Below are 25,303 nucleotides of genomic sequence, written 5' to 3'. Positions count from 1 at the left end.
CTCACGCTCCAAACGCAGGAATACCACCCACAGTGGCAAAAGACGACGTCATCGAATTTGAAGGCACGATCTCAGAGACCCTTCCGAACACCATGTTCCGGGTCAAGCTGGAGAACGGCCACGAGATCATCGCGCATATCTCCGGACGCATGCGCAAGAACTACATCCGCATCCTCACGGGCGACCGGGTCAAGGTGGAGATGACTCCATACGACCTGACCAAGGGACGCATCACGTATCGCCATCGTTGAAGCAGGCCATCGCTGATCGGCGGTAGTCACAAAAAAAGCGGCCAATGGCCGCTTTTTTTGTTGCCTGGAATGGACGGCCTTATTCCACCACCGCCGGCAACAACTTCTCCGGCTCGGCCTGCACGACCAGCGACAGGTCGCCATCGACCGCGTCCAGCGAGACGCGGCCACCCGCGACCAACTTGCCGAACAGCAATTCGTCCGCCAGCGGCCGCTTGATCCGGTCCTGGATCAGCCGCGCCATCGGGCGCGCGCCCATCAGCGGGTCGAAGCCGTGCTGGGCCAGCCAGTCGCGCGCGGCCGGGGTGGCCGACAGGCTGACCTGCTTCTCGTGCAGCAGCATCTCCAGCTCGATGAGGAACTTGTCCACCACCCGCAGGATATGGTCGAAGCCGAGCGCCTGGAACTGCACCACCGCGTCGAGGCGGTTGCGGAATTCCGGGGTAAACCCACGACGGATCACTTCCATCGCATCGGTGCTGTGATCCTGCTTGGTGAAGCCGATGCTGCGCCGTGCCGCCTGGGTGGCGCCGGCGTTGGTGGTCATCACCAGCACCACGTTGCGGAAGTTCGCCTCGCGGCCATTGGTATCGGTCAGCACGCCGCGGTCCATGACCTGCAGCAGGATGTTGAAGATGTCCGGATGCGCCTTTTCGATCTCGTCGAGCAGCAGCACGCAGTGCGGCGTCTTGACGATCTTCTCGGTCAGCAGCCCGCCCTGGTCGAAACCGACATAGCCCGGTGGCGCGCCGATCAGGCGGCTGACCGAATGCGATTCCATGTACTCGGACATGTCGAAGCGCACCAGTTCGATGCCAAGCTGCATCGCCAGCTGCTTGGTGACTTCGGTCTTGCCCACGCCGGTCGGGCCGGCGAACAGGAAATTGCCGATCGGCTTGTCGGGATTGCCCAGGCCACTGCGCGCGAGCTTGATCGCCGAGGTCAGGCTGGTGATCGCCGGATCCTGGCCGAAGATCACCATCTTCAGGTTGCGGTCCAGATGCTGCAGCACGTCCTTGTCGGAGCTGCTGACCTGCTTGGCCGGGATCCGCGCCATCTTGGCAACGATGGTCTCGATCTCCTCGACGTCGATCAGGCTCTTGCGCACATCGACCGGCAGCAAGCGCTGGCGCGCACCGGCCTCGTCGATCACGTCGATCGCCTTGTCCGGCAGCAGGCGGTCGCCGATGTGCTTCACCGACAGATCCACCGCCGCCTTGATCGCGTCATCGGCATAACTGACACCGTGATGCGCTTCGTACTTGGGCTTCAGGCCCTTGAGGATCTCGATCGCCTCGCCCACCGTGGGCTCGACGATGTCGATCTTCTGGAAGCGCCGCGCCAACGCGCGATCCTTCTCGAAGATGCCGCGGTATTCCTGGAACGTGGTCGAACCGATGCAACGCAGCTCGCCGTTGGCCAGCACCGGCTTGATTAGGTTGGACGCATCCATCGTCCCGCCCGATGCCGAACCGGCACCGATGATGGTGTGGATCTCGTCGATGAAAAGGATCGCGTGCGGCAGTTTCTTCAGTGCCGCCAGCACGCCCTTCAGGCGCTTCTCGAAGTCGCCGCGATACTTGGTGCCGGCGACCAGCGCGCCGAGGTCGAGCGAATAGATCACCGCCTCGACCAGCACTTCGGGCACGTCGCCCTCGACAATGCGCTTGGCCAGGCCTTCCGCCAACGCGGTCTTGCCCACGCCGGCTTCGCCGACGTAGAGCGGATTGTTCTTGCGGCGACGGCAGAGCACCTGGATGGTGCGCTCCACTTCCTCGGCACGACCGACCAGCGGATCGATCTTGCCGGCCAGCGCCAGATCGTTGAGGTTGCTGGTGAATTCGGCCAGCGGATCGCTCTTGGATTCGCCTTCGCCGCCCTCGGCCTTGCCCTCGCCGTCCTGCGACTGCGATGTCGGCTCGTCGCCCTGTCGGGCCACGCCATGCGAGATGTAATTGACGACATCGAGCCGGTGCACGTCCTGCTGGTTGAGGAAATACACGGCATGCGAATCCTTCTCGCCGAACACCGCGACCAGCACGTTGGCGCCGGTGACTTCCTTCTTGCCGGACGACTGCACGTGGTACACGGCGCGCTGCAGCACGCGCTGGAAGCCCAGCGTGGGCTGCGTATCGCGACCATCGTCTTCCGCCAACCGGTTGACCGAGACCTCGATGGCCTCTTCCAGTTCGTGGCGCAGGCGCGCGATGTCGGCATTGACCGCCTTGAGCACGGCCTCCGCCGACGGATTGTCGAGCAGTGCCAGCACCAGGTGCTCGACGGTCATGAATTCGTGGCGCGCATCGCGTGCCCGCTTGTAGCACTGGCCAATGCTGTGCTCGAGGTCCTTGCTGAACATGGGGGCGAAACCCTCCGGAACGACTGCTTCCTATGTAGGGTGCATTCGCCCGCGGTACAAGTGCCAGCCGCGCCTAGGCGCGCTCCATCGTGCACAACAGCGGATGCTGGTTCATCCTGGCGTATTCATTCACCTGTGAAACCTTGGATTCCGCGATCTCGCGGGTGAACACCCCGCACACCCCGCGGCCGCGCGTATGCACGTGCAACATCACTTGGGTGGCGCGTTCCAGGTCGAGGCCGAAGAAGCGCGTCAGCACGTCGACCACGAAATCCATCGGGGTGTAGTCGTCGTTCAGCAGGAACACCGAATACAGCGGCGGGCGCGCCGTTTCCGGTTTGGCGGGAGCGACCACGACGCCGTGGTCGTGCTCGTGATGGGGGTTGTCGGGCTTATGGGGCATGGGCCAATTATACGGAGGCGGCGTGCGTGGACGGCATTGCTGGCAACAGGGACAATGCGGGCATGCATCTTCAAATCCAACCGTCATGAGCTACCGCGAGGGCCGCTTCTGGCAGCCGGACGTGACCGTGGCCACGCTGGTCGTACGCGATGGCCGCCTGCTGTGCGTGGAGGAGCGCGCCAATGGGCAATTGGTAATCAACCAGCCGGCCGGGCATCTGGAACCGGACGAAAGCCTGGTTGAAGCCGCAGTGCGCGAAACCCGCGAGGAGACCGGCTGGAACGTGCGCGTGACCCATCTGGTCGGTGCCTACCAGTGGAAAGCGCCATCGCATGGCGAAAGCAGCGGCCGTCACTACCTGCGCTTTGCCTTCGCCGCCGAACCGGTCGATGAAATCCCCGATGCCAAGCTGGACGAGGGCATCGTGCGAGCGCTGTGGCTGGCACCGGCCGAGCTGCAGGCGCTGGCATCGCGCCATCGCAGTCCGCTGGTCTGGCGCTGCGTGGCCGACCATCTCGGCGGCAGTCGCCATCCGCTGGACCTGGTGCGGCAACTGGCATGAACGCGGGACGCATTGTCGTGGGCATGTCGGGGGGGGTGGATTCGTCCGTCGCCGCCCTGCTGTTGCGCGATGCCGGCTTCGACGTCACAGGCTTGTTCATGCAGAACTGGGTGGAGGATGGCTCAGGCGATTGTCGTGCCGAGGATGATCGTCGCGATGCCGTCGCGGTGAGCGGGAAGCTGGGCCTGCCGATCCGCTTCCGCGATTTCTCGCGCGAATACTGGGATGGTGTGTTCCAGCATTTTCTTGCCGAATACGCCGTTGGTCGTACGCCCAATCCGGACGTGCTGTGCAACCGCGAGATCAAGTTCAAGCATTTCCTGGATGCCGCGCATGAACTCGGTGCGGAGGGCATTGCCACCGGTCATTACTCCCGCGTCGATTGCGTTCGCGGCGAATACCGCTTGTTGCGGGCAAAGGATCGCGGCAAGGATCAGAGCTATTTCCTGCATCAGCTCGGCCAGCGGCAATTGGCGGCTACGCGCTTCCCGCTGGGCGAACTGCACAAGGACGATGTGCGCCGGATCGCCGCGCAACACCAGTTGCCGACCGCCGCGAAGAAGGATTCCACGGGCATCTGCTTCATCGGCGAACGCGATTTTCGCGAGTTCCTGGGTCAGTACCTCCCAGCCAGGACTGGCGAGATTCGTGACCCTTCCGGCAACTGCGTAGGCGAACATCCCGGCGTCTTCCATTACACCCTCGGCCAGCGCGAAGGCCTGCATATCGGCGGCGTGCGCGGCCGTGCGCAGGCGCCGTGGTTCGTGGTCGGCAAGGATGTCGAGCGCAACCTGCTCTACGTCGACCAGGGCCATGACAGTCCGTGGCTGCAGTCGCGCTCCCTGCGCAGCGAAACGATGCACTGGATCGCCAGCCACGCACCGGCCACGCGCTTTGCCTGCACCGCACAGACCCGCTACCGGCAACCGGACGAAGACTGCGAAGTCGAGCTGCACGACGACGGCAGTGTCAGCGTGCGGTTCGCCCGCCCGCAACGCGCGGTTACGCCTGGGCAATCGCTGGTGCTCTACGACGGCGACACGTGCCTGGGTGGCGCTGTCATCCTGCACACCGACGCGCCCGCGGTCACGCATCAATTCACAAGGAACGACGCTGCATGAGCGACATGGAAGACCGCGTACTGGCACTGGCCGGTGTGTTGCAGGCGCTGGCGCAGGTGCGCCGGATCGCCGAGACCGGACAGTCGGAAACCGCACCGGCGCGTGTCGCGCTGGAGAGCGTGTTCCGCATCGATGCCGCCACGACGCAGGCGGTCTATGGCGATGCCGGCGCAGTCAACGCCGGCCTTCGCCTGCTGCGCAATTACCTGGCCAACAACGAGCGCGATGAAGCTCTGGCGAAGTTGGGGCTCTCGGTGCTGCAGCTGGAACGCCGGTTCCAGGGCGATGCCGGCATCGTCCACAAGGTACAAACCGGGATCGGCGCGTTGTCGGCGCCCTCCGAGCGACTGGGCAGTACGCATCCGGACGTGATCGCCGGTCTCGGCAGCCTCTACGCGGACACGGTGAGCACGCTGCGTCCGCGGGTGATGGTGCAAGGCAACCCGCATTACCTGGGGCAAGCCGGCGTGGTCGCGGAAGTGCGCGCCTTGCTGCTGGCCGCGCTCCGCTCCGCCGTGCTGTGGCGGCAGAACGGCGGCAGCTTGTGGGACTTCGCCTTCCAGCGTCGGCAAATGGCGGCGGCGATCGACGCGATGCTGCGCTGAGGTTTGTTCCGGCGGCGTCGCCAGGGTCTCTGGTCGGCAATGCTTTCCGCGAATGCCCCCGGCAATGAAGGAGCCATTGCCTCCTCCTTGATTTCGCCGAAAGCGTTGCCGACCAGAGACCCACACGCTTACCAGGGACGGACACTCAAGAGCTGTTACCTCACGTATCCGACGAAGCCGAGGTTGCCTGATAGCCGGCCTGTTGCCGCGAAATCAATGGGGAGGCAGCGGCTCTTTCGCTGCCGGAGGACATTTCGCGGCAACAGGCCGGCCGTCGGGCAACCCGCAACGGACCGTGACGACCAGCCAAATAAAACGCCCGGGATTGCCGGGCGTTTCCTGTGCAGCCAAGGCTTCGGTCAGGCCGAGACCGTGTCCGCTACGTCCCGGTATTCCTCGATCCGGTCGAAGTTCATGTAGCGATAGATCTTCTCGCCGTTCGCGTTGACCACGCCGATGTCCGCCATGTACTCCTCGCGGGTCGGGATGCGGCCCAGGCGCGAGCAGATCGCCGCCAGTTCCGCCGAGCCCAGGTAGACATTGGTGTTGCGGCCCAGCCGGTTCGGGAAGTTGCGGGTCGATGTCGACATCGCGGTGGCGCCTTCGCGGATCTGCGCCTGGTTGCCCATGCACAGCGAGCAGCCGGGCATCTCCATGCGCGCGCCAGCCGCGCCGAAGGTGCCGTAATGGCCCTCCTTGGTCAGCTCGGCCGCATCCATCTTGGTCGGCGGTGCCACCCACAGGCGCGTCGGAATGTCGCGCTTGCCTTCGAGCAATTTCGCAGCGGCGCGGAAGTGGCCGATGTTGGTCATGCACGAGCCGATGAAGACTTCATCGATGGTCGCGCCGGCCACGTCGGACAGGGTCTTGGCATCGTCCGGATCGTTCGGGCAGCACACGATCGGCTCGACCACTTCCTTGAGGTCGATCTCGATGACCGCGGCGTACTCGGCGTCGGCATCCGGCTCCAGCAACTGCGGGTCGGCCAGCCAGGCTTCCATCTTGGCGATGCGGCGGGCCAGCGAGCGCGGGTCGGCATAGCCTTCGGCGATCATCCACTTCAGCAGGGTGATGTTGCTGGTCAGGTATTCGACGATCGGTGCCTTGTCCAGGCGCACCGTGCAGCCGGCGGCGGAACGTTCCGCCGAGGCATCAGCCAACTCGAATGCCTGCTCGATCTTCAGGTCCGGCAGGCCTTCGATCTCCAGGATGCGGCCGGAGAAGATGTTCTTCTTGCCCTTTTTCTCCACCGTCAGCAAGCCGGCCTTGATCGCATACAGCGGGATCGCATGGACCAGGTCGCGCAGGGTCACGCCCGGCTGCAACTGGCCCTTGAAGCGCACCAGCACCGACTCCGGCATGTCCAGCGGCATCACACCGGTGGCGGCTGCGAACGCGACCAGGCCGGAGCCGGCCGGGAACGAAATGCCGATCGGGAAGCGGGTATGCGAGTCGCCACCGGTGCCGACCGTGTCCGGCAGCAGCATGCGGTTGAGCCAGCTGTGGATGATGCCGTCGCCGGGACGCAAGGCGATGCCGCCGCGGGTCGAGATGAAGTCCGGCAGCGTGTGGTGCGTCTTCACGTCGACCGGCTTCGGATAGGCCGCGGTGTGGCAGAACGACTGCATCACCAGGTCGGCGCTGAAGCCGAGGCAGGCCAGATCCTTCAGCTCGTCGCGGGTCATCGGGCCAGTCGTGTCCTGCGAGCCCACCGAGGTCATCTTCGGCTCGCAGTAGGTGCCCGGACGCACGCCCTGGCCTTCCGGCAGACCGCAGGCGCGACCGACCATCTTCTGTGCCAGGGTGAAACCCTTGCCGGTATCGGCCGGTTGCTGCGGCAGGCGGAACAGGGTCGATGCCGGCAGGCCCAGCGCTTCGCGCGCCTTCGCGGTGAGGCCGCGGCCGATGATCAGCGGGATGCGGCCACCGGCGCGCACCTCGTCGAACAGCACTTCGGACTTGACCTGGAACTCGGCGATCACCTCGCCGTTCTTGATTGCCTGGCCATCGTAGGGACGCAACTCGACCACGTCGCCGTGGTGCATCCGCGACACGTCGAGTTCGATCGGCAGTGCGCCGGCATCTTCCATGGTGTTGTAGAAGATCGGTGCGATCTTGCTGCCGAGGCAGACGCCGCCGAAACGCTTGTTCGGGATGAACGGAATGTCCTCACCGGTGAACCAGAGCACGCTGTTGGTCGCCGACTTGCGCGACGAGCCGGTGCCGACCACGTCGCCGACGTACGCGACCAGGTGGCCCTTCTCCTTCAGCGCCAGGATTTGCGCGATCGGGCCGCGCTTGCCGTCTTCCTCGGGCGTGAACGGCGTATCGGGGCGCGCATTCTTGAGCATCGCCAGCGCATGCAGCGGGATGTCCGGGCGGGTGGTCGCGTCGGGTGCCGGCGACAGGTCGTCGGTGTTGGTCTCGCCGGGCACCTTGAACACGGTGATGGTCAGCGATGCCGGTACTTCCGGCTTGCTGGTGAACCATTCGGCATTCGCCCAGCTTTGCAGGACCGACTGCGCGTTGGCATTGCCGGCGTTGGCTTTTTCCTGCACGTCATGGAAGGCATCGAACACCAGCAGGGTGTGCTTCAGCGCGTCCGCGGCGATCGTGCCGACCTCGGCATCGTCCAGCAGTTCGACCAGCGGCTGCACGTTGTAACCGCCGAGCATCGTGCCCAGCAGCTCGGTAGCGCGCGCGCGCGGGATCAGTGGATTGTTTTCGGTCCCGAAAGCCAGCGCGGCGAGGTAGCTGGCCTTGACCTTGGCGGCATCGTCCACGCCGGCCGGGACGCGATTGGTGATGAGGTCGACGAGGAACGCGTCTTCGCCAGCGGGGGGAGCCTTCAAGAGCTCGATGACCTCGGCGGTCTGTTGCGCGCTCAGCGGCAGCGGCGGGATGCCGAGGGCGGCGCGTTCGGCAGCGTGGTGGCGGTAGGCTTCCAGCATGGGGTGTCTCCGGGGAAAGTTGCTAGAGGTATCGGGATGTCAGGCTTTGGGCGCGATCAACTTCAGGCCCTTGAAGTAATCGCGATGAAAGGCGGTGTCGTAGGTGATCAGCGCGTCGCATTGCAGCAGTGCGTGCGCGCCGATGAGGAAATCGGCGATCGGGCGAGCCTCGCCGCTGCGCTGGCGCTGACGCCGCTGCATCTCGCCGGCACGCAGCGCGGACTTGGATTCGACCGCGTTGTAGTGCACGCCCATTTCCTCGATTGCGGCCAACGCGTCGGCACCATTGCGCAAGGACGCGCACACACAGGCCAACGCGGCATCGCAGACCACCACACGACCGCTACCCAACGCTTGCCGCAACGAGACTTCAGCGGCGTCGGCGCGTGCACCGTCGGTGAGCAGTTCGATCAGTACCGGGGCATCAACCGCGATCATCGGCTCGACCCTTGTCGCCAGCCGAGACGTCCAGCGCGAACTTGCCGCGCACCCGCGAGATCGCATCGTCCACGTGCTTGCTCAGCACGATGCGGCTGCCGTCCATCTCCACTTTCAGCACGCTGCCCTTGGTCAGGCCCAGCGCGTCACGGACGGCCTTGGGCAAGGTGATCTGGCCGCGTTCGGCAACGGTGGCTTCCATCGGGAGCTCCATGGACGAAAAAGTATGCGCGAATTATACATACTTCGCGCCACGTACCGATCACCGCATGTCGGCAGCTGCATTGCGCGGGTACAACGCCGTGGTCACCGCCCGGCACGTACACTGGCCCGATCCCCCATCAGCCACGGAGCCTCGACATGGCCGACTCCTTCTCCACCCGCGCCCGCCTCGACATCAACGGCACGTCGTACGCCTACGCCAGCCTGGCGAAGCTGGGCGAGCGCTTCGACATCGCCCGCCTGCCCTACTCGCTCAAGATCCTGCTGGAGAACCTGCTGCGCCACGAGGACGGTGGCATCACTGTCGGCCGCGACCACATCGAGGCGCTCGCGCGCTGGGATGCGAGCGCCGAACCCGATACCGAAATCGCCTTCATGCCCGCGCGGGTGGTGTTGCAGGACTTCACCGGCGTGCCCTGCGTGGTCGACCTCGCGGCGATGCGCGATGCGGTGACCAGGCTTGGCGGCAAGGCCAGCCAGATCAATCCGCTGATCCCGTCGGAACTGGTCATCGACCATTCGGTGCAGGTCGACGTGTTCGGCCGCGCGGATGCGCTGGACCTCAACGGCAAGATCGAATTCCAGCGTAACGCGGAGCGCTACAGCTTCCTGCGCTGGGGCCAGAAGGCGTTCGGCAACTTCAAGGTGGTCCCACCGAATACCGGCATCGTCCACCAAGTAAATCTTGAACACTTGGCGCGCGTGGTGATGGAACGCGACATCGACGGCACGACTTGGGCCTTCCCCGATACCGTGTTCGGCACCGACTCGCACACAACCATGATCAACGGGCTGGGCGTGCTGGGCTGGGGCGTCGGCGGGATCGAGGCCGAAGCCGCAATGCTCGGCCAGCCTTCGTCGATGCTCATTCCGCAGGTGGTCGGCTTCCGGCTGACCGGCAAGTTGCCCGAGGGCGCCACCGCCACCGATCTGGTGCTGACCGTCACCCAGATGCTGCGCAAGCACGGCGTGGTCGGCAAGTTCGTGGAGTTCTTCGGCGACGGACTGCAGCATCTGCCGCTGGCCGACCGCGCGACCATCGCCAACATGGCGCCGGAATACGGCGCGACCTGCGGCATTTTCCCGATCGATGCGGAATCCATCACCTACCTGCGCCTGTCAGGTCGCAGCGAGGCGCAGATCGCCCTGGTCGAGGCCTACGCGAAAGCGCAGGGCTTGTGGCACGACGCCGAGTCGCCACACGCGACTTACTCCGCCACGCTGTCGCTGGACATGGCCACGGTGCGTCCGTCGCTGGCTGGCCCCAAGCGCCCGCAGGACCGCGTGCTGCTGGAGGACATGCAGGCCAATTTCGCCGACAACCTCGGGCCGCTGACCGCCAACCGCAAGGCGCGCAACGAGGTGGTCCAGGACTTCAAGGACGAAGGTGGCGCGCAGCCGCAGGCCGAGCACTTGGCGGTCAGGCCGCGCTCGAAGATCCGCATCCGCGATGTCGATGCCGAACTCGCCGATGGCTCGGTGGTGATCGCGGCGATCACGTCATGCACCAACACCTCCAACCCGGCCGTCATGCTCGGTGCCGGCCTGCTGGCGCGCAATGCGGTGGCGAAGGGCTTGAAGGCCGCGCCGTGGGTGAAGACATCGCTGGGCCCGGGTTCTCTTGTGGTGACCGACTACCTTCGCAAGGCCGGCGTGCTGGACGACCTGGAGCAACTGGGTTTCTTCGTGGTCGGTTACGGCTGCACGACCTGCATCGGCAATTCCGGCCCTCTGCCGGACGAAGTGAGCAAGGGCATCGCAGAGAACGAACTGGTCGTTGCTTCGGTGTTGTCCGGTAACCGCAATTTCGAAGGCCGCGTGCATCCCGAGGTGAAAGCGAACTACCTCGCCTCGCCGCCGCTCGTGGTGGCCTATGCGATCGCCGGCACCGTCGACATCGACCTGACCCGCGATCCGCTCGGCAAGGATGGCGATGGCAACGATGTCTACCTGCGCGACATCTGGCCGAGCAACAAGGAAATCGGCGACAGCATCGCCGCCACCGTTGGCCCCGAGTTGTTTGCGCAGAACTACGCCGACGTGTTCAAGGGCGATTCGCGCTGGAATTCGATCGCCTCGCCGGAGGGCGAATCCTTCGAGTGGGATGCGGGCTCGACCTACATCAAGAATCCACCCTACTTCGATGGCATGACCATGGAGGTCGGCACCATCGACGACATTCATGGTGCACGCGTGCTCGGCCTGTTCGGCGATTCGATCACCACCGACCACATCTCGCCGGCCGGCAACATCAAGGGCAGCTCGCCTGCGGGTCGCTTCCTGCAGGAGCGCGGCGTGCTGCCGGCGGATTTCAACAGCTACGGCTCGCGCCGCGGCAACGACGACGTGATGGTTCGCGGCACCTTCGCCAACATCCGCATCAAGAACCTGATGTTCGGCGGCGAGGAAGGCGGCAATACACTGTATTTCAGCGACAACGCCAAGCCCGAGAAGCTCGCGATCTACGACGCGGCGATGAAGTACAAGGCCAACGGCGTGCCGCTGGTGGTGCTGGCCGGCAAGGAATACGGCACCGGTTCATCGCGCGACTGGGCGGCCAAGGGCACCAACCTGCTCGGCGTCAAGGCAGTGATCGCCGAGTCGTTCGAGCGCATCCATCGCGCCAACCTGGTCGGCATGGGCGTGCTGCCGCTGCAGTTCGTCGATGGCGACAACGCGCTGGAACTGGGCCTGGACGGTTCGGAGACTTTTTCCATCACCGGATTGGCCGATGGCGCATCGAAGGCCGCCACTGTGGCTGCGACGAAAGCCAGCGGCAGCACGTTGACGTTCCAGGCCAAAGTCTTGTTGCTGACGCCGAAGGAAGTCGAATACTTCCGCCACGGTGGTCTGCTGCAGTACGTGCTGCGGCAGTTGGCAACGCGCCAGGCCGTTTGACGCGGAAGCGGTGCGGGATGCCAGAAAGGCGGCCGAGGCCGCCTTTCTGGTATTCGCTCGGTGGAAACTGGACATCGGTCAGCGTGCGTGTCGTCGACGCGCAATCACCCCGGCAGTTCCGGCCACGTCACCTCTGGGAGCACTTCGAAGCCGGGCTTGGCGAACAGGTAGCCCTGGAACAGGCCAACCCCCATGCCTAGCAGGGTTTCGAACTCTCCCGACGTTTCCACGCCCTCGGCGATGGATTCGATGCCGAGCGCGGCACACACACCGAGGATGCCGCGAACGATTGCCTGGCGCACCGGATCGGTATCGATCGCGCGCACCATCTCCATGTCGAGCTTGATGATGTCAGGCTGGAACTCGGCGAGCAGGTTCAAGCCGGCATAGCCCGCGCCGAAATCGTCGATCGCGGTTTTGAAGCCCTGCCGGCGGTACTCGCGAATGATGCTCTTGAGGTGCTCCTTGTCCACCAGCTTTTCGTTCTCGGTGATCTCGAAGATCAGCCGCGAGGTCGGGAATCCGTGCGCCCGCGCCGCCTCGAGCGTGGCGCGGATGCAGGTTGCCGCCTGGTACACGGCGTTCGGCAGGAAATTGATGCTCACGAAGCAAGGCATCTGCAAGCGTGAGGCCAGCGCGACCGCGGTGACCCTGCACGTCTGGTCGAAGATGTAACGATTCTCCTGGGTGACCTGCGACAGGATCACGCCCGCTCCCTGGCCACCCTTGCCCCGAACCAGCGCCTCGTAGGCGAATATCTCCCGCGTGCGCACGTCGATGATCGGCTGGAAGGCCATCGTGATTTCGAACGGCAGTTCCTCGCCTGGCTGGCAGGCCCGGCAGGGCGCTACTGTGGTTTGTTGGTCGGACACCCGGGAATACCTCGCATGCAGGGCCGGGGCTGTTGATGGACCCCCACAGGCCGAACGTTATTGTCAACCGAGGACGTCATCAACGGGTGATGCCCTGCGTGCGCGTTTGCTCGTCGTCATTACCCGGAGCGCAACGAACGGCAGGGATGCGTTTTAGGCAGTGCCGTCAGTGGCCGGTCGCCAGGTTCGCGCCCTCATCGCGATGCGTGCCCAACTTGTCGACCAGCAGTTCGCTGGCCTCGTTCAAGCCGATCACGTCCACCTCCGCGCCATGCTTGCGGAACTTCAGCACCACCCGGTCCAGCGCGGCCACCGCACTGGTGTCCCAGAAATGCGCATGGCGCAGGTCGATCACCACCCTCGCCGGTGCGTGCAGGTAGTCGAAGTTGTTGGCGAACTGCACGGCGGAGGCGAAGAACACCTGGCCGCGCACCACATACACACGCGTGCCATCCACGTCCGTGTGATCGTCCACCTTCAGCAGCGCACTCACCCGGCGGGTGAACGACAGCGCCGTCAGCAACACACCGGTCAGCACGCCCTTGGCCAGGTCGTGGGTGGCGACGGTCACGATGACGGTGCCGAGCATGATCAGGTTCGCCGACTTGGGGTGGGTCTCGAACTCGCGCAGGCTCTTCCAGTGGAAGGTGCCGATGCTGACCATGATCATCACCGCCACCAGCGCGGCCATCGGGATCATCGACACCCAGTCCGAGGCGTACACCACCAGCAACAGCAGCGCCACGCCAGCGACCATGCAGGACAAGCGCCCGCGTCCGCCTGATTTCACGTTGATCACCGACTGCCCGATCATCGCGCAGCCAGCCATGCCGCCGAAGAACCCGGTGACGATGTTGGCCAGCCCCTGCCCTGCGCTTTCGCGGCGACGGTCGGTCGGGGTGTCGGTCAGGTCCTCGACGATCTGTGCGGTCATCAGCGATTCCAGCAGGCCCACCACCGCCAGCGTCACCGAGACCGGCAGCAGTATCTGCAACGTCTGCAGGGTCCACGGGATATCCGGGAACAGGAACACCGGCAGGCTGTCTGGCAACTTGCCCATGTCGCCGACGGTGCGGATGTCCAAGCCCAGCCATGCGACGACGATCGTCAGCACCACGATCGCCACCAGCGGCGACGGCACGACCTTGGTCACCAGCGGCAGCAGGTAGATGATCGCAAGGCCCGCCGCGCACACCGCGAACACCGTCCATGGCATGCCGATCAGCTCCGGCAACTGCGCCATGAAGATCAGGATGGCGAGTGCGTTGACGAAGCCCACCACCACCGAACGCGACACGAAGCGCATCAGGCTGTTCAAGCTCAACGCGGCGGCCAGGATTTGCAGCAGGCCGGCCAGGATGGTGGCCGCGAACAGGTATTGCAGGCCGTGGTCGCGCACCAGGTCCACCATCACCAGCGCCATCGCACCGGTCGCGGCGGAAATCATGCCCGGCCGTCCGCCGGCAATGGCGGTAATCACCGCGATGCAGAACGAGGCGTACAGGCCGACCTTCGGATCAACGCCGGCGATGATCGAAAACGCGATGGCCTCGGGGATCAGGGCCAACGCCACCAGCAAGCCGGACAGCAGGTCGCCGCGGACATTGCCGAACCACTGCTCGCGCAGGCGATAGGACACGGACATGGAATGCACTCCTGCGCGCCGCGATCAGCGGGACGCATGCGGGAATCGAACGAAATGGATGCAACACCCTTCAGTCGCCAATGGCGACGCAACGATCATCGGGAAGGGTCAGGGCGGGGTCATGCAACCGGCCGGCGCAGCGTAGTGCCTGATTTTATTTCCGCGCATCATCCGCCACAACCCCGCCTGTCGCATTCCCCGCGCCCATCACGCTTGCGCGAGCGAAAGCCACTGCCTGCTCTCGAACACCCGAGGCATCCGGTTCAACGGATCGATGAAGTGCAGCGCCTTGGCCAGCAGTTGCAACGGCCTGCTGAAATCATCGGCCGCCTGTACCGCCAGCGCCGGATAGAGACTGTCGTCGAGGATGGGCGCGCCCAGTGCCGCCATGTGCACCCGCAACTGATGCTTTCGTCCAGTGACGGGCTGCAGGCGGTAGCGCCACGACTGCGAGCCGCGCTCGATCACCTCGATGCGGGTTTCGCTGTTGGGTGCGCCATCGGCCTCGCACATCCGGAAGAACGGCTCACCGGCGCGCAGCTGCGAACGATGCACATGCGGCATGGGCAACGCTGGCAGCGGCGGCGCGATCGCTTCGTAAGTCTTGTCGATCGCGCGTTGCGGGAACAATGACTGATAGGCGGCGCGCGTCGCGGGATTCGCCGAGAACAGCACCAGTCCTGCAGTTTCGCGGTCGATGCGGTGCAACGGCACCAATGCGGGGTTGTCCAGTTGCATCCGCAGTCGTGCCAGCAGCGTCTCGGTCACGAATCGTCCTGCCGGCGTCACCGGCAGGAAATGCGGTTTGTCCGCGACCACCAGGTCTGCATCGGCGAAGAGGATCTGCACTTCGAACGGAATCCGCGGCTCGTCGTCGACCTCGCGGAAGTAACGCACCTCCATGCCTGCGCGATACGGCAGAGCGGTCGCGAGTACTTGTCCGTTCGCGTCCTGCACGCGTCCACGCGCGAATCGCCGGATCCAGACTTCGCGGTCGATCCGCGGAAAGCGCGCACACATCCCGTCGAGCAACGTCGCCCACGGGCCGGGTGGCAGTTGCAGGTGGCTGGGGTGGATATGGTCCGACGCTTTCATCGCATACCGGCGCGCACGCGCAAGCCGAACTTACAGATTGGGCGTCCAGGTCGCATTGAGCAGGTGCCATTCACCATCGACCAGGCGCCAGCCGGATTCGACCTGATAGACCTGCCCGCTTTCCGGGAGGAAGCCACCGGAGCCGCCGGTGGCGAGCACGCTGAAGTGGGCGATGGCATCGCGATCGCCGCGCAGTTCAACGCTGACCGGCCCGAGCTTGGCGGCCACGTCCTTGTGGCGCAGGAACACGCCCGCCGCCAGTCGGCGGATGGCGCGGCGATCCATGCCGTCATTGCCCACGAAGTCCTGCGCGAGAAGGTCCTCGACATCGCCAGCGTTGCGCGCGTCGATGGCGGCCTGCATGGCCTGCACCTGCAGGCGCACGGCCTGCTCGGGGTCGTCCTTTGCGCATGCGGAGAGCAGCAGGCAGGCCGAGATGGCGATGCCGGTGGCGATGCGCTGGAACCTGCGGAATTGCTGCATTGCGGCATTGCTCCCGTGTAATCGAATCGCCTTGTCAATGATTGGAGCCTATGCTGGAATCGACTGCAATCCATACGCCGGCGAATATGACGGCGTTCACTCGCAGGGGAATCGTGCATGAGTTCCGAACGTCCTTGGTTGGCCCACTACCCCGCTGGCGTGCCCGCCGAAATCGACCTGGACGAGTTCGCGTCGATCAATGACATCTTCGATTCCGCCGTGCAGAAGTATCGCGACAAGACCGCGTTCATCAGCATGGGCAAATCGATCACCTATGGCGAACTCGAACGCCTGAGCCGCGATTTCGCCGGCTACCTGCTGGGCGAGCTGAAGCTCAAGAAGGGCGATCGCGTGGCGATCATGATGCCCAACTGCCTGCAGTACCCGATCGCGATCCTTGGCGTGCTGCGTGCCGGGCTGACCGTGGTCAACACCAACCCGATGTACACCGCGCGCGAGCTCAAGCACCAGTTGGTGGATTCCGGTGCCAGCGTGCTGGTGGTCCTGGACAACTTCGGCAACGTGGCGCAGGAGGTGTTGTCCCAGGTTCCCGGCGTGCGCGCGGTCACTACCGGGCTGGGCGACATGCTCGGCTTCCCGAAGGGCCTGATCGTCAACTTCGTGCTCAAGCACGTGAAGAAGATGGTGCCGGACTTCGACATCCCCGGTGCCGTGCGTTTCCGCGACACCCTCACCCTGGGCCGGATGCATCAGTTGCCGGAGATCCGCAACACCCCCGAAGACCTGGCGTTCCTGCAGTACACCGGCGGCACCACCGGCGTGTCCAAGGGCGCGATGCTGACCCATCGCAACCTGGTCGCCAACATGCAGCAGGCGGCATCGTGGGTGGGCACCAACGTCAAGCTGGGCGAGGAACTCATCGTCACCGCCTTGCCGCTTTACCACATCTTCGCGTTGACCTCGAACTGCCTGGTGTTCATGAAATTCGGCGCGGCCAACCTGCTGATCACCAACCCGCGCGACATGCCCGGCTTCGTCAAGGAGATCAAGTCGGTGCGGTTCACCGCGATCACCGGCGTCAACACCCTGTTCAACGGCCTGCTCAATACGCCGGGCTTCGACCAGGTGGATTTCTCCCGTCTGCACCTGACGCTGGGCGGCGGCATGGCCGTGCAACGCGCGGTGGCGGACAAGTGGAAGCAGGTCACCGGTGTGACCCTGGCCGAGGCCTACGGCCTCACCGAGACCTCGCCAGCGGTCTGCATCAACCCGCTCGACCTGCGCGCCTACAACGGCTCGATCGGTCTGCCGGTGCCCTCGACCCAGGTCTGCATCAAGGACGACGACGGCAACCTGCTGCCGATGGGCGAAGTGGGCGAACTCTGCGTCAAGGGCCCGCAGGTGATGAAGGGCTACTGGCAGCGCCCGGAAGAGACCGACAAGGTGATGGATGCCGAAGGCTGGCTGAAAACCGGCGACATGGCCCGGATGGACGAACAGGGCTATTTCTACATCGTCGACCGTAAGAAGGACATGATCCTGGTGTCCGGCTTCAACGTGTATCCGAACGAAGTCGAGGACGTGATCGCGATGATGCCGGCCGTGCTGGAAGTCGCCGCGATCGGCGTGCCCGACGACAAGTCCGGCGAAGCGGTGAAGGTGTTCGTGGTGAAGAAGGATCCTGCGCTCACCGCCGACGCAGTCAAGGCGTTCTGCCGCGAGAACCTGACCGGTTACAAACAGCCGCGCTTCGTCGAATTCCGCGACGAACTGCCCAAGAGCAACGTCGGCAAGATCCTGCGCAAGGAACTGCGGTCGCCAGCGCAGGCCTGAGCCTGCAGGCACCCGGATCGGGACGGCCGGCCTAGCCGGCCGGCTTGCTTCGCATGTTGCGTTCGACCAGATCGACGATGGCGTCCAGATCCGGATTGCGCGGCAAGTCCATGGACTCGAAGCTGAAGCCCAGGCCGGTTTCGAGATCCAGCATCATGTCGACCATCAGCAGCGAGTCGATGCCCAGTTGTTCCTGGGTCGTGCTACCCGACATCGTGGCGGGATCGATGCCGAATCGCTCGTGCAGCATCGCCTTGAGATACGTGAGGATCTCGTTTCGTTCCATCGTTGGTTGCTCCTGTTTCGTCGATCCGGGTTGCGTGTGGGGGACCGGATCGGGGTACCCTGCCGCCATTGCGCCTCGGCAGGTCGCCGTATCGTAACCGGAGGTTCGAGGCATGGACCACTTGTCGTCCCCTGAACTGTTGCAGAGCGTGCGTGCGCAGGCCACCTTGCGCCTGAAGTTCGGCCTGGTCGTCGTCGTGCTGATGTTGGCGGCGGTGGGATGGTGGGGGGCCTCCAGGCCAGAGAACCAGGCCTGGGAAGTCGGCGGGATCGCAGCGTTCTACCTGGCTTACAACCTGGCCGCCTACTGGCTTGCGCACCGCAGCCATCTGCTCGCGCCGCGCGACCTGATCGTGGTCACGGCTGTCCTCGATCCGCTGATGCTCTCGGCGTGGTTGTTCATCGTGGGCCAGGCATCGCCGTTGTTCGTCGGCTTCTACCTGTTCACCATCCTCGGCTTCGGGTTTCGCATCGGCCGCAATGCGATGCATCTCTGCCAGACGATTTCCATGCTGGGATTCGGTCTGGTGGCGATGCTTTCGCCGGACTGGCGCATCCAACCCCTGTTCGCTTTTTCGCACCTCGTCTTGCTCACCGTGGTGCCGCTGTATGCGGGCGTCCTGATCGGCAAGCTCCAGCATGCCCTCGAACTGGCCGAACGCGCCAACCAGGCCAAATCGCAACTGCTTGCCAAGGTCAGCCATGAACTGCGCACCCCGTTGACCGGAATCGTGTCGACGGCATCGCTGATCGAGGCGAAGTCGTCCGATCCGGAAAGCATCGAGCGCGCGCGATCGATCATCGAACTGGCCATGGGACTGGACCTCGAGATCAAGCAGTTGCTGGATCTCTCGCGCATCGAGGCCGGTCGCGACCGCCAGCAGGATGTCGCGTTCGAAGCCAGCCAGCTCGCCGAACACATCCTGCGGACACTGTCCCCGGTGGCCGCGGCCAAGTCGTTGACCTTGCAGGTCATCACCGACCCCGAGATCTCGACTCCCATGCTGGGCGACCTGCAGGCGCTCAACAGCGTGCTCCTGAACCTGGCGGGCAACGCGGTCAAGTTCACCGATGCAGGATCGGTCCGCCTGCGCATGGACCTGCTCGAACAGGATCCGGAGGCATACAGGATCCGTTTCAGCGTGGAAGACACGGGCATCGGCATCGCGCCGGAATTCGTGCCGAGGGTTTTCGAACCGTTCTTCCAGGTCGAAACCGGCAGTGTCCGCAAGTACGGCGGCACCGGGCTAGGCATGTCCATCGCGATGGCCCACGTGCGCCGGATGGGCGGGGAACTGCAGGTGGACAGCAGGCCCGGCGACGGCAGCCGGTTCTGGTTCGAACTGCGCCTGCAGACGACCACGATGCCGGAAGCCGCAACAGCCAGCGCCGCATCCAGGATCGTGAGGGGCAAATGGATCCTGGTGGCGGACGACAACCGGACCAATCTGCTGCTCATCGCGCAGATGCTGGAAAGCGACGGGCATTCGGTGGTCGCGGTGGACTCCGGGAGGCTGCGCTGGAAGCGCTGGCGTCGGCGGATTTCGACCTGGTGTTCCTCGACTTCAACATGCACGACATCGATGGGGCGAGCGTCTATGAAACCTATCGATTCGGGCGGCTGAACGCGGCACCGACCTATTTCGTCACTGCAGACACATCGGCACTTACCGCCAGGCGGCTGGCGTCGCTCGGTGCAGCGGGCGTCATCTACAAGCCGGTGACCTTCGACAAGCTGCGCGGCGCGGTCTCTGGACAGTTCGGCGAGGACGCTGCTGCACGCGTCGAGGCTGCAAGCCAGCGTCCGGCGCCTTGTTTACGCCCGATCCCCGTGGAGTACCTGGATCCCAGCGCGATCGAAACCCTGCGCGAGGTACGCGACACGCCCGAGTTCCTCGGGAAGATGATCGCAGAAGGCACCGCAGACATCGAACGCATCGACCAGGCGTTGTCCATTGCGCTGCTGGCTTGCGACGTGACGGCCGTTCACCGCCAGGCGCATGCACTGCGCGGCGTCAGCCTGAGTCTGGGCGCAGTGCGCGTGGCCGCGCTGGCGGATCGGTTGATGAAGATCGGCCAGCGCGAGCTTGAAGACACGATCGACGACCGGGTCGCCGACCTGCGCAAGAGCGTGGACCTGAGCCTGGCGGCTTTGCAGGCGCTCGCGGATTCAATCCGCACGCAGGGTACGGCCCACGCAGGCTGAGCTTCGGCTCAGGCAACGGCAGCCCGTCGTGCAGGCGGGGCAGCTTCGCGTTGCTGCATCAGGATCAGCATCTCCATGGCGCGGAGTTCCTCCGGCGACAACTGCATCGCGGTCTCCACCCAGTCCTCCACGACCCGCCTGCCTTCCGCGCGGTCCAGCGAACTGTGGCGGTAGCGGCTCTGCTGCACTTTCAGCCGCGCCTTCTGGCGCGAGGCGTGATTGGCGATGAACCGCCCGACCGCCAGCTCGCCTTCGCCGCGAGCGCAAAGTTCATCCACCAGGCCCATGTCGTACAACTCGATCGCCGAATAGATCTTCTTGTTGGTCATCATTCGTTCCGCCTGACGCGCACCGATGCGTGCCGACAGCAGCCCCATCGCGCCCGTGCAGGGGAACAGGCCGAACATGATTTCCGGGAAGCCGAACGAACTGTGCTCCTCCGCGATCAGGTAATCCGTGCTCAGCGCCATCTCGAAGCCGCCGCCCAATGCACGGCCCTGGACGAGGGCGATCGACGTGCTGGTGTCTTTCATCTTGCCGCTCCAGGACAGCAACAGATCGAGGCAGCGCATCGAATAATCGCGCAAGCGGAGTGCGTCGCGACGCTGGATGCAATCCCGGAAAAAACGAAGGTCGCCCCCCATGCTGAAGTAGTTGGAATCGGCCGATTGCACCACCGCATAACCGGCGAAGGCCGACCGCCCGTACTGCAGGTCTTCCACCAGGTCGTGGAACTCGCCCACCAGGTCGGGGGTGAAGTTCTGCAGACCGGTGGCGGTGTCCTTGTGGAGCGTGATCCAGAGGGCGTCGGCGTGCAGGCGACGTATTTCCGTGGTGATGCGCGGGCTGGCGCGGAAAGCCAGGGAATTCGGATGCTGGACAACGACTGCGTTCATGGCGTGCTCCTAGGGGGTCAGGTGGATGGGTCGGGCGGCCTGCGGGAAACCACCAGCGCGACATTGGTGCCGCCGAAACCGCAGGAAAAAGACAGCGCGTGCTCGATCGCGTGACCGGTGATGGGTCGCGCGCCGACATGGTTGAGTTCGCAACGCGGATCCACATGCTGCAGATGCGCGCTGGCGGGTAACAAATCACCTTCCATGGCGACGATCGTGAGCAGCAGCTCAAGCGCACTGGTCGCACCCAGCAGGTGACCATGCACCGACTTGGTGGAAGAGACCCGTGCACCCTCCGGCCCCGCACCGAAGACTTCCCGCAGCGCCGCCGCCTCGATCACGTCGCCACCCTCGGTCGCCGTGGCGTGTGCATTCACGTAACCGACATCGCGCGCATCCAGGGAGGCATCGGACAGGGCCGCACGCAGCGCGCGCACCTGCCCTTCGCTCGCCGGCATGCCGATGTGGTGGGCATCGTTGGAAATGCCGGATCCCGACACATACCCGTAGCACCGGGCACCGCGCGCATGCGCGTGCGCCGCGGATTCGAGCACCAGGAACGCCGCGCCCTCCCCCAACACCAGTCCGGACCGATCGCGGGCGAATGGTTTGCAGGTCTGTGCCGGGTCTGTCGCATCCGGCGGAGACATCGCACGCGTGCCTTGGAAGACACCGACCAGGCTGGCAACCAGCGGCGCTTCGGCCCCACCGGCAATCGCCACATCCAGGTAGCCATCGCGAATCGCACGCGCGGCATCGCTGATCGCAACCCCCGACGAACCACAGGCCGTGGCGTTACTGATGACGGGTCCGAGCACCTTGTGGCGCAATGCCACCTGGGCAGCACCGGCGTTGCCCATGATCGCCATCGCAGAATACGGACGCGAGGCCTGCTTGCCCTCCAGTAGCATCTGTTGGTACCAGGCCTGCGCGGATGCCACTCCGCCATTGACGTTGCCGTAGTACAGGCCCGCACGCTGGCCGAAGGCATCGAAAAGATCGAAACCCGCGTCATTCACGGCCTGCCGCGCCGCCAGAATCGCCATTTGCTGGCAGCGATCCAGGAACGGCAACTCCAATCGCGTGAAAGCCGCCTCGAACGATGCCTCGATCACACCTGCGGCGACCTCCCGCTCGAGTGGCGACACGCGGATGGTGCTGATGCCGGATCGCGCATCGCGCAGGGACATGGCAACGGACTGGACATCAAGACCGATCGGCGAAATCACGCCAAGACCGGTGATCGCGACTTGTTGCTGCATGGCAACTCCCGAACGGTTGCGAGGGCGCTGCCGCATCGGCGAGCCTGCTGCCGTCCGGCATGCACCGGTATTGACCCGGCCCGGGGCACCCATCGCATCAGGATCGATGGCAATGCCCCATCAACCGCAGGATAGTGGATTTGTCGAGGTCGCCGTTGCTGCCTCGTCTGCAGTTTGAGGATTCGCTATTGCAGCCAGGGCGTCCTGGCCGGCAAGGCGGTGGCTGCGCAGATCTCGCGCAAGCGGCGCTCCTCGCGGATCAATGCGTCGACACAGGCAGGATCGAACAGGCGACCGGATTGCTCCCGCAGGTAGTCGAGCGCGGACTCGATGCTCCAGGCCTTCTTGTAAGGGCGCGGAGAGATCAGTGCGTCGAAGACATCGGCGGTGGTCACCACCCTCGCTTCGATCGGGATCTCGTTGCCCGCCAAGCCATCGGGATACCCGGTGCCGTCATAGCGTTCGTGATGATGCAAGGCGATCTTCGCCCCCGCCTGGATGAACCGGTTCTGGCTGTCCTGCAGGAGCTCGTAGCCGATCCTGGGATGTGTCTGCATCCTGCGGCGCTCGTCGTCATCGAGTGCGCCGGGTTTCATCAGCAGCGAATCGGGAATCGCGATCTTGCCGATGTCATGCAGGGGCGCGGCGAGTTCGATGATGCGAACCTGGTCTTCCGGCAGCCCCATCGACTCCGCGATGAGACCGGCAATGCGCGCCATGCGCTCCAGGTAGGCGCTGGTGCCGCTGTCGCGCAATTCGATCGCGCGGGCCAATCGGGACAATGTTTCCCGCTCGCGCTCCTCGACCTCATGCATGCTGGCCAGCAGCCGTTGCTCCAGCGACAACGCGCGCTGCTTGACCGACTCCGACTGCTGGCGCAGCTGCAGCAGGTTGCGGCAGCGCGCCCGCAGCTCGCGCGGGCGGATCGGCTTGACCAGGAAATCGATCACCCCGGCATCCAGCGCGGCCTGGCGGACCGGTTCGTCGCCGACCACGGTCACCAGCACGATCGGCACGTCGCGGTTGCGCAACGGGCGGCGGAAGGCCTTGGCCAGTTCCAGGCCATCCATGCCGGGCATGCGGTAATCCAGCAGCAGCAGGTCCGGGCGGTTTTCGTTGCACCACTCCAGCGCCACGTCAGGCTCGCCGAAATCGTGCACGTCGAGCTGCGGCCCGATGTCCTGCACGATGTGCCGCAACATGGTGCGCGCGGAAGGCTGGTCGTCGACGATGACTATGTCCATGCGCGGCTCCTTCGCACTTCGGGGGAATGCAGGCCTTCGCGTCTCTGCATCGTCTGCGCAATGCAGGGCACTTGGCAAGGGGATGTCGTCACGGGTGACGCACAGCGTCACTTCATCCTCGCTCAACTGACAACGCGGCCAGCGGATGGCGCAGGCCATCCACCCGCTTCACCCTGCCGCGTGCTCCGGACGCATGTACGGGAACAGCAGCACATCGCGGATCGAGGACGATCCGGTCAGCAGCATCACCAACCGGTCGATGCCGACGCCCAGCCCCCCGGTCGGCGGCAGGCCGACTTCGAGCGCGCGGATGTAGTCGGCATCGAAATGCATGGCTTCGTCATCGCCGCGGTCCTTGGCCTCGACCTGTGCGCGGAAGCGCGCGGCTTGGTCCTCGGGGTCATTGAGCTCGGAGAAGCCGTTTGCCAGCTCCTTGCCGCCGATGAACAACTCGAAGCGGTCGGTGATGCCGGGCTCGACATCGGACTCGCGCGCCAGCGGGCTGACTTCCACCGGGTAATGGGTGATGAAGGTCGGCTGGATCAGGCCGGTCTCGACGGTCTTCTCGAAGATTTCCAGCAGCAGCTTGCCCCAGCCGTAGCCCGGCTTCACATGCACGCCCAGGCGCGCGCAATGCGCGGCAAGTGCGTCGCGGTCGCGACAGTCGGCGACGGAAATTTCCGGGTTCAATTCGCGAACCGCTTCTTCCAGCTTCCAGCGACGGAACGCGGGTGCGACATCGATGTTGTTGCCATCCCACTCGAACACGGTCTTGCCCATCGCCTCGAGGCCGACGTCGCGGATCATGCCTTCGGTGAGATCCATGACTTCGATGTACGAGGCATAGGCTTCGTACAACTCGAGCATGGTGAATTCCGGGTTGTGCCGGGTGCTCACGCCTTCGTTGCGGAAGTTGCGGTTGATCTCGTAGACGCGCTCCAGGCCGCCCACGGTCAACCGCTTGAGATAGAGCTCGGGCGCGACGCGCAGGAACAGGTCGAGGTCGAGTGCGTTGTGGTGGGTGGTGAACGGCTTGGCGGTGGCCCCGCCGACGATGTAATGCATCATCGGCGTCTCCACTTCCAGGAAGCGGCGCGCGTCCAGCCAGCGGCGCATCGCCGACACGATCCGCGAGCGCGCGATGAACACGTCGCGTGCTTCCGGATTGACGATCAGGTCGACGTAGCGCTGGCGATAGCGCTGCTCGACATCGGCCAGGCCATGGAACTTGTCCGGCAACGGCCGCAGCGACTTCACCAGCAGGCGCAGCGCATCGACCTTGACCGACAGCTCGCCGGTGCGGGTGCGCGTGACAGCGCCTTCGACGGCCACGATGTCGCCGATGTCCCAGCCCTTGAACGCGTCGTAGGTGTCGCCCAGCGCGGTCGATTGCAGGAACAGCTGGATGCGGCCACTCATGTCCTGCACGGTCGCGAACGCGGCCTTGCCCATGACCCGCTTGGCCAGCAGGCGCCCGGCGATGGCGACGCGGCGACCGGCCGCTTCCAGCGCTTCGGCAGTCCATTGCTCCCCGTCGGCGTAATCGGCCTGCAAGTCGCCGGCGAAATCGGCGCGACGCGCGTCGTTCGGGAACGCGATGCCCTGCCCGCGCATGGCTGCGAGCTTGGCGCGACGCTCGGCAATCAGGTGGTTTTCGTCGGTGTGCGGGGACTGCGTTTCGTCGGTCATGGGCGTCGTGTCATGTGGGGTT

At 64.8% G+C, this 25,303-nt stretch carries 22 protein-coding genes; 8 read left to right on the top strand and 14 right to left on the bottom strand.

Features of this window, described 5'->3' with window-relative positions; translation table 11 throughout:
- The first annotated feature begins 32 nt into the window (after positions 1-32).
- Positions 33-251 carry a translation initiation factor IF-1 gene (gene infA, locus H9L16_RS13075; RefSeq protein WP_028839405.1) on the top strand — a complete coding sequence of 73 codons (219 nt, stop codon included), beginning with the start codon at positions 33-35 and terminating at the stop codon, positions 249-251.
- 79 nt (positions 252-330) lie between these two features.
- Here infA and clpA read toward each other — a convergent pair whose 3' ends face one another.
- Positions 331-2,610 (bottom strand): ATP-dependent Clp protease ATP-binding subunit ClpA, encoded by a 2,280-nt coding sequence (gene clpA / locus H9L16_RS13070; RefSeq protein ID WP_187552105.1) that lies wholly within the window; start codon positions 2,608-2,610, stop codon positions 331-333.
- 73 nt (positions 2,611-2,683) lie between these two features.
- Entirely contained in the window at positions 2,684-3,013 is a 330-nt protein-coding gene (clpS, locus tag H9L16_RS13065; protein ID WP_187552104.1) for an ATP-dependent Clp protease adapter ClpS, read from the bottom strand.
- An 85-nt stretch (positions 3,014-3,098) separates the two neighbouring features.
- Between clpS and H9L16_RS13060 the strand changes: the two genes are divergently transcribed.
- The 3 genes from H9L16_RS13060 to hflD are packed head-to-tail and all read left to right on the top strand — an operon-like array spanning position 3,099 to position 5,301.
- Positions 3,099-3,575, top strand: a complete 477-nt coding sequence (locus H9L16_RS13060) for an NUDIX hydrolase (RefSeq protein WP_187552103.1) — start codon at positions 3,099-3,101, stop codon at positions 3,573-3,575.
- Positions 3,572-4,696, top strand: a complete 1,125-nt coding sequence (mnmA, locus tag H9L16_RS13055; protein ID WP_187552102.1) for a tRNA 2-thiouridine(34) synthase MnmA — start codon at positions 3,572-3,574, stop codon at positions 4,694-4,696. Before H9L16_RS13060 ends, mnmA begins: the two co-directional genes overlap by 4 nt.
- A 5-nt stretch (positions 4,697-4,701) precedes the next feature.
- Positions 4,702-5,301: a high frequency lysogenization protein HflD gene (gene hflD, locus H9L16_RS13050; RefSeq protein ID WP_425507272.1), complete on the top strand. Its 600-nt coding sequence runs from the start codon at positions 4,702-4,704 to the stop codon at positions 5,299-5,301.
- A 359-nt stretch (positions 5,302-5,660) separates the two neighbouring features.
- Here hflD and acnB read toward each other — a convergent pair whose 3' ends face one another.
- From acnB to H9L16_RS13035, 3 genes are read right to left on the bottom strand one after another with little or no spacing between them, the layout of a single operon-like run.
- Positions 5,661-8,252, bottom strand: coding sequence for a bifunctional aconitate hydratase 2/2-methylisocitrate dehydratase (acnB, locus tag H9L16_RS13045; RefSeq protein ID WP_187552100.1), 2,592 nt, complete (start codon positions 8,250-8,252; stop codon positions 5,661-5,663).
- 39 nt (positions 8,253-8,291) lie between these two features.
- Positions 8,292-8,690 carry a type II toxin-antitoxin system VapC family toxin gene (locus H9L16_RS13040; protein ID WP_187552099.1) on the bottom strand — a complete coding sequence of 133 codons (399 nt, stop codon included), beginning with the start codon at positions 8,688-8,690 and terminating at the stop codon, positions 8,292-8,294.
- On the bottom strand, positions 8,677-8,892 hold the full coding sequence (locus tag H9L16_RS13035; RefSeq protein WP_187552098.1) for an AbrB/MazE/SpoVT family DNA-binding domain-containing protein: 216 nt from the start codon (positions 8,890-8,892) through the stop codon (positions 8,677-8,679). Before H9L16_RS13035 ends, H9L16_RS13040 begins: the two co-directional genes overlap by 14 nt.
- A 158-nt stretch (positions 8,893-9,050) precedes the next feature.
- On the opposite strand from H9L16_RS13035, the gene acnA reads away from it, so the two are divergent.
- Positions 9,051-11,810: an aconitate hydratase AcnA gene (gene acnA, locus H9L16_RS13030; protein WP_187552097.1), complete on the top strand. Its 2,760-nt coding sequence runs from the start codon at positions 9,051-9,053 to the stop codon at positions 11,808-11,810.
- A gap of 104 nt (positions 11,811-11,914) precedes the next feature.
- On the opposite strand, the gene H9L16_RS13025 is transcribed toward acnA, so the two are convergent.
- The 4 genes from H9L16_RS13025 to H9L16_RS13010 form a co-directional block, all read right to left on the bottom strand.
- Positions 11,915-12,607, bottom strand: a complete 693-nt coding sequence (locus H9L16_RS13025; RefSeq protein WP_187554186.1) for an EAL domain-containing protein — start codon at positions 12,605-12,607, stop codon at positions 11,915-11,917.
- A gap of 241 nt (positions 12,608-12,848) precedes the next feature.
- Positions 12,849-14,327 (bottom strand): SulP family inorganic anion transporter, encoded by a 1,479-nt coding sequence (locus tag H9L16_RS13020; protein WP_223158145.1) that lies wholly within the window; start codon positions 14,325-14,327, stop codon positions 12,849-12,851.
- 207 nt (positions 14,328-14,534) lie between these two features.
- Complete coding sequence (locus H9L16_RS13015; RefSeq protein WP_187552096.1) at positions 14,535-15,422, bottom strand: pseudouridine synthase; 888 nt, start codon at positions 15,420-15,422, stop codon at positions 14,535-14,537.
- A gap of 30 nt (positions 15,423-15,452) precedes the next feature.
- Positions 15,453-15,905, bottom strand: a complete 453-nt coding sequence (locus H9L16_RS13010) for a nuclear transport factor 2 family protein (RefSeq protein ID WP_187552095.1) — start codon at positions 15,903-15,905, stop codon at positions 15,453-15,455.
- Positions 15,906-16,022: 117 nt separating this feature from the next.
- Here H9L16_RS13010 and H9L16_RS13005 point away from each other — a divergent pair, with 117 nt between their 5' ends.
- Entirely contained in the window at positions 16,023-17,699 is a 1,677-nt protein-coding gene (locus tag H9L16_RS13005; protein ID WP_187552094.1) for an AMP-binding protein, read from the top strand.
- A gap of 31 nt (positions 17,700-17,730) precedes the next feature.
- On the opposite strand, the gene H9L16_RS13000 is transcribed toward H9L16_RS13005, so the two are convergent.
- The gene (locus H9L16_RS13000) at positions 17,731-17,985 is read right to left on the bottom strand and encodes an acyl carrier protein (protein WP_187552093.1); all 255 of its coding nucleotides are present in this window, start codon (positions 17,983-17,985) and stop codon (positions 17,731-17,733) included.
- Between the two features lie 112 nt (positions 17,986-18,097).
- Between H9L16_RS13000 and H9L16_RS12995 the strand changes: the two genes are divergently transcribed.
- Entirely contained in the window at positions 18,098-19,609 is a 1,512-nt protein-coding gene (locus tag H9L16_RS12995) for a hybrid sensor histidine kinase/response regulator (protein ID WP_187552092.1), read from the top strand.
- A complete protein-coding gene (locus tag H9L16_RS16265) occupies positions 19,555-20,190 on the top strand; it encodes an Hpt domain-containing protein (protein ID WP_233449391.1) in 636 nt (211 codons plus the stop codon). Before H9L16_RS12995 ends, H9L16_RS16265 begins: the two co-directional genes overlap by 55 nt.
- Positions 20,191-20,198: 8 nt before the next feature.
- Here the strand turns inward: H9L16_RS16265 and H9L16_RS12985 are convergent, their stop codons facing one another.
- The 4 genes from H9L16_RS12985 to lysS all read right to left on the bottom strand — a co-directional run bounded on the left by H9L16_RS12985 (position 20,199) and on the right by lysS (position 25,281).
- Positions 20,199-21,086, bottom strand: a complete 888-nt coding sequence (locus H9L16_RS12985; protein ID WP_187552091.1) for a crotonase/enoyl-CoA hydratase family protein — start codon at positions 21,084-21,086, stop codon at positions 20,199-20,201.
- A 17-nt stretch (positions 21,087-21,103) separates the two neighbouring features.
- On the bottom strand, positions 21,104-22,348 hold the full coding sequence (locus H9L16_RS12980) for a beta-ketoacyl-[acyl-carrier-protein] synthase family protein (RefSeq protein WP_187552090.1): 1,245 nt from the start codon (positions 22,346-22,348) through the stop codon (positions 21,104-21,106).
- A gap of 185 nt (positions 22,349-22,533) precedes the next feature.
- Positions 22,534-23,592, bottom strand: a complete 1,059-nt coding sequence (locus H9L16_RS12975; RefSeq protein WP_187552089.1) for a response regulator — start codon at positions 23,590-23,592, stop codon at positions 22,534-22,536.
- 168 nt (positions 23,593-23,760) lie between these two features.
- Complete coding sequence (lysS, locus tag H9L16_RS12970; protein WP_187552088.1) at positions 23,761-25,281, bottom strand: lysine--tRNA ligase; 1,521 nt, start codon at positions 25,279-25,281, stop codon at positions 23,761-23,763.
- Between the last annotated feature and the right edge of the window lie 22 nt (positions 25,282-25,303).

It is taken from the genome of Thermomonas carbonis (genome assembly GCF_014396975.1).
GTDB lineage: Bacteria > Pseudomonadota > Gammaproteobacteria > Xanthomonadales > Xanthomonadaceae > Thermomonas > Thermomonas carbonis.
The sequence above is the reverse complement of the archived record's forward strand: the minus strand, read 5'-3'. Positions and strand labels throughout refer to the sequence as shown.

Excerpts from the sequence above, each read along its gene's own strand:
- clpA (WP_187552105.1), bottom strand. The coding sequence starts at position 2,610 with ATGTTCAGCAAGGACCTCGAGCACAGCATTGGCCAGTGCTACAAGCGG.
- clpS (WP_187552104.1), bottom strand. The coding sequence starts at position 3,013 with ATGCCCCATAAGCCCGACAACCCCCATCACGAGCACGACCACGGCGTC.
- H9L16_RS13060 (WP_187552103.1), top strand. The coding sequence starts at position 3,099 with ATGAGCTACCGCGAGGGCCGCTTCTGGCAGCCGGACGTGACCGTGGCC.
- mnmA (WP_187552102.1), top strand. The coding sequence starts at position 3,572 with ATGAACGCGGGACGCATTGTCGTGGGCATGTCGGGGGGGGTGGATTCG.
- hflD (WP_425507272.1), top strand. The coding sequence starts at position 4,702 with ATGGAAGACCGCGTACTGGCACTGGCCGGTGTGTTGCAGGCGCTGGCG.
- acnB (WP_187552100.1), bottom strand. The coding sequence starts at position 8,252 with ATGCTGGAAGCCTACCGCCACCACGCTGCCGAACGCGCCGCCCTCGGC.
- H9L16_RS13040 (WP_187552099.1), bottom strand. The coding sequence starts at position 8,690 with ATGATCGCGGTTGATGCCCCGGTACTGATCGAACTGCTCACCGACGGT.
- H9L16_RS13035 (WP_187552098.1), bottom strand. The coding sequence starts at position 8,892 with ATGGAAGCCACCGTTGCCGAACGCGGCCAGATCACCTTGCCCAAGGCC.
- acnA (WP_187552097.1), top strand. The coding sequence starts at position 9,051 with ATGGCCGACTCCTTCTCCACCCGCGCCCGCCTCGACATCAACGGCACG.
- H9L16_RS13025 (WP_187554186.1), bottom strand. The coding sequence starts at position 12,607 with ATGGCCTTCCAGCCGATCATCGACGTGCGCACGCGGGAGATATTCGCC.
- H9L16_RS13020 (WP_223158145.1), bottom strand. The coding sequence starts at position 14,327 with ATGTCCGTGTCCTATCGCCTGCGCGAGCAGTGGTTCGGCAATGTCCGC.
- H9L16_RS13015 (WP_187552096.1), bottom strand. The coding sequence starts at position 15,422 with ATGAAAGCGTCGGACCATATCCACCCCAGCCACCTGCAACTGCCACCC.
- H9L16_RS13010 (WP_187552095.1), bottom strand. The coding sequence starts at position 15,905 with ATGCAGCAATTCCGCAGGTTCCAGCGCATCGCCACCGGCATCGCCATC.
- H9L16_RS13005 (WP_187552094.1), top strand. The coding sequence starts at position 16,023 with ATGAGTTCCGAACGTCCTTGGTTGGCCCACTACCCCGCTGGCGTGCCC.
- H9L16_RS13000 (WP_187552093.1), bottom strand. The coding sequence starts at position 17,985 with ATGGAACGAAACGAGATCCTCACGTATCTCAAGGCGATGCTGCACGAG.
- H9L16_RS12995 (WP_187552092.1), top strand. The coding sequence starts at position 18,098 with ATGGACCACTTGTCGTCCCCTGAACTGTTGCAGAGCGTGCGTGCGCAG.
- H9L16_RS16265 (WP_233449391.1), top strand. The coding sequence starts at position 19,555 with ATGCACGACATCGATGGGGCGAGCGTCTATGAAACCTATCGATTCGGG.
- H9L16_RS12985 (WP_187552091.1), bottom strand. The coding sequence starts at position 21,086 with ATGAACGCAGTCGTTGTCCAGCATCCGAATTCCCTGGCTTTCCGCGCC.
- H9L16_RS12980 (WP_187552090.1), bottom strand. The coding sequence starts at position 22,348 with ATGCAGCAACAAGTCGCGATCACCGGTCTTGGCGTGATTTCGCCGATC.
- H9L16_RS12975 (WP_187552089.1), bottom strand. The coding sequence starts at position 23,592 with ATGGACATAGTCATCGTCGACGACCAGCCTTCCGCGCGCACCATGTTG.
- lysS (WP_187552088.1), bottom strand. The coding sequence starts at position 25,281 with ATGACCGACGAAACGCAGTCCCCGCACACCGACGAAAACCACCTGATT.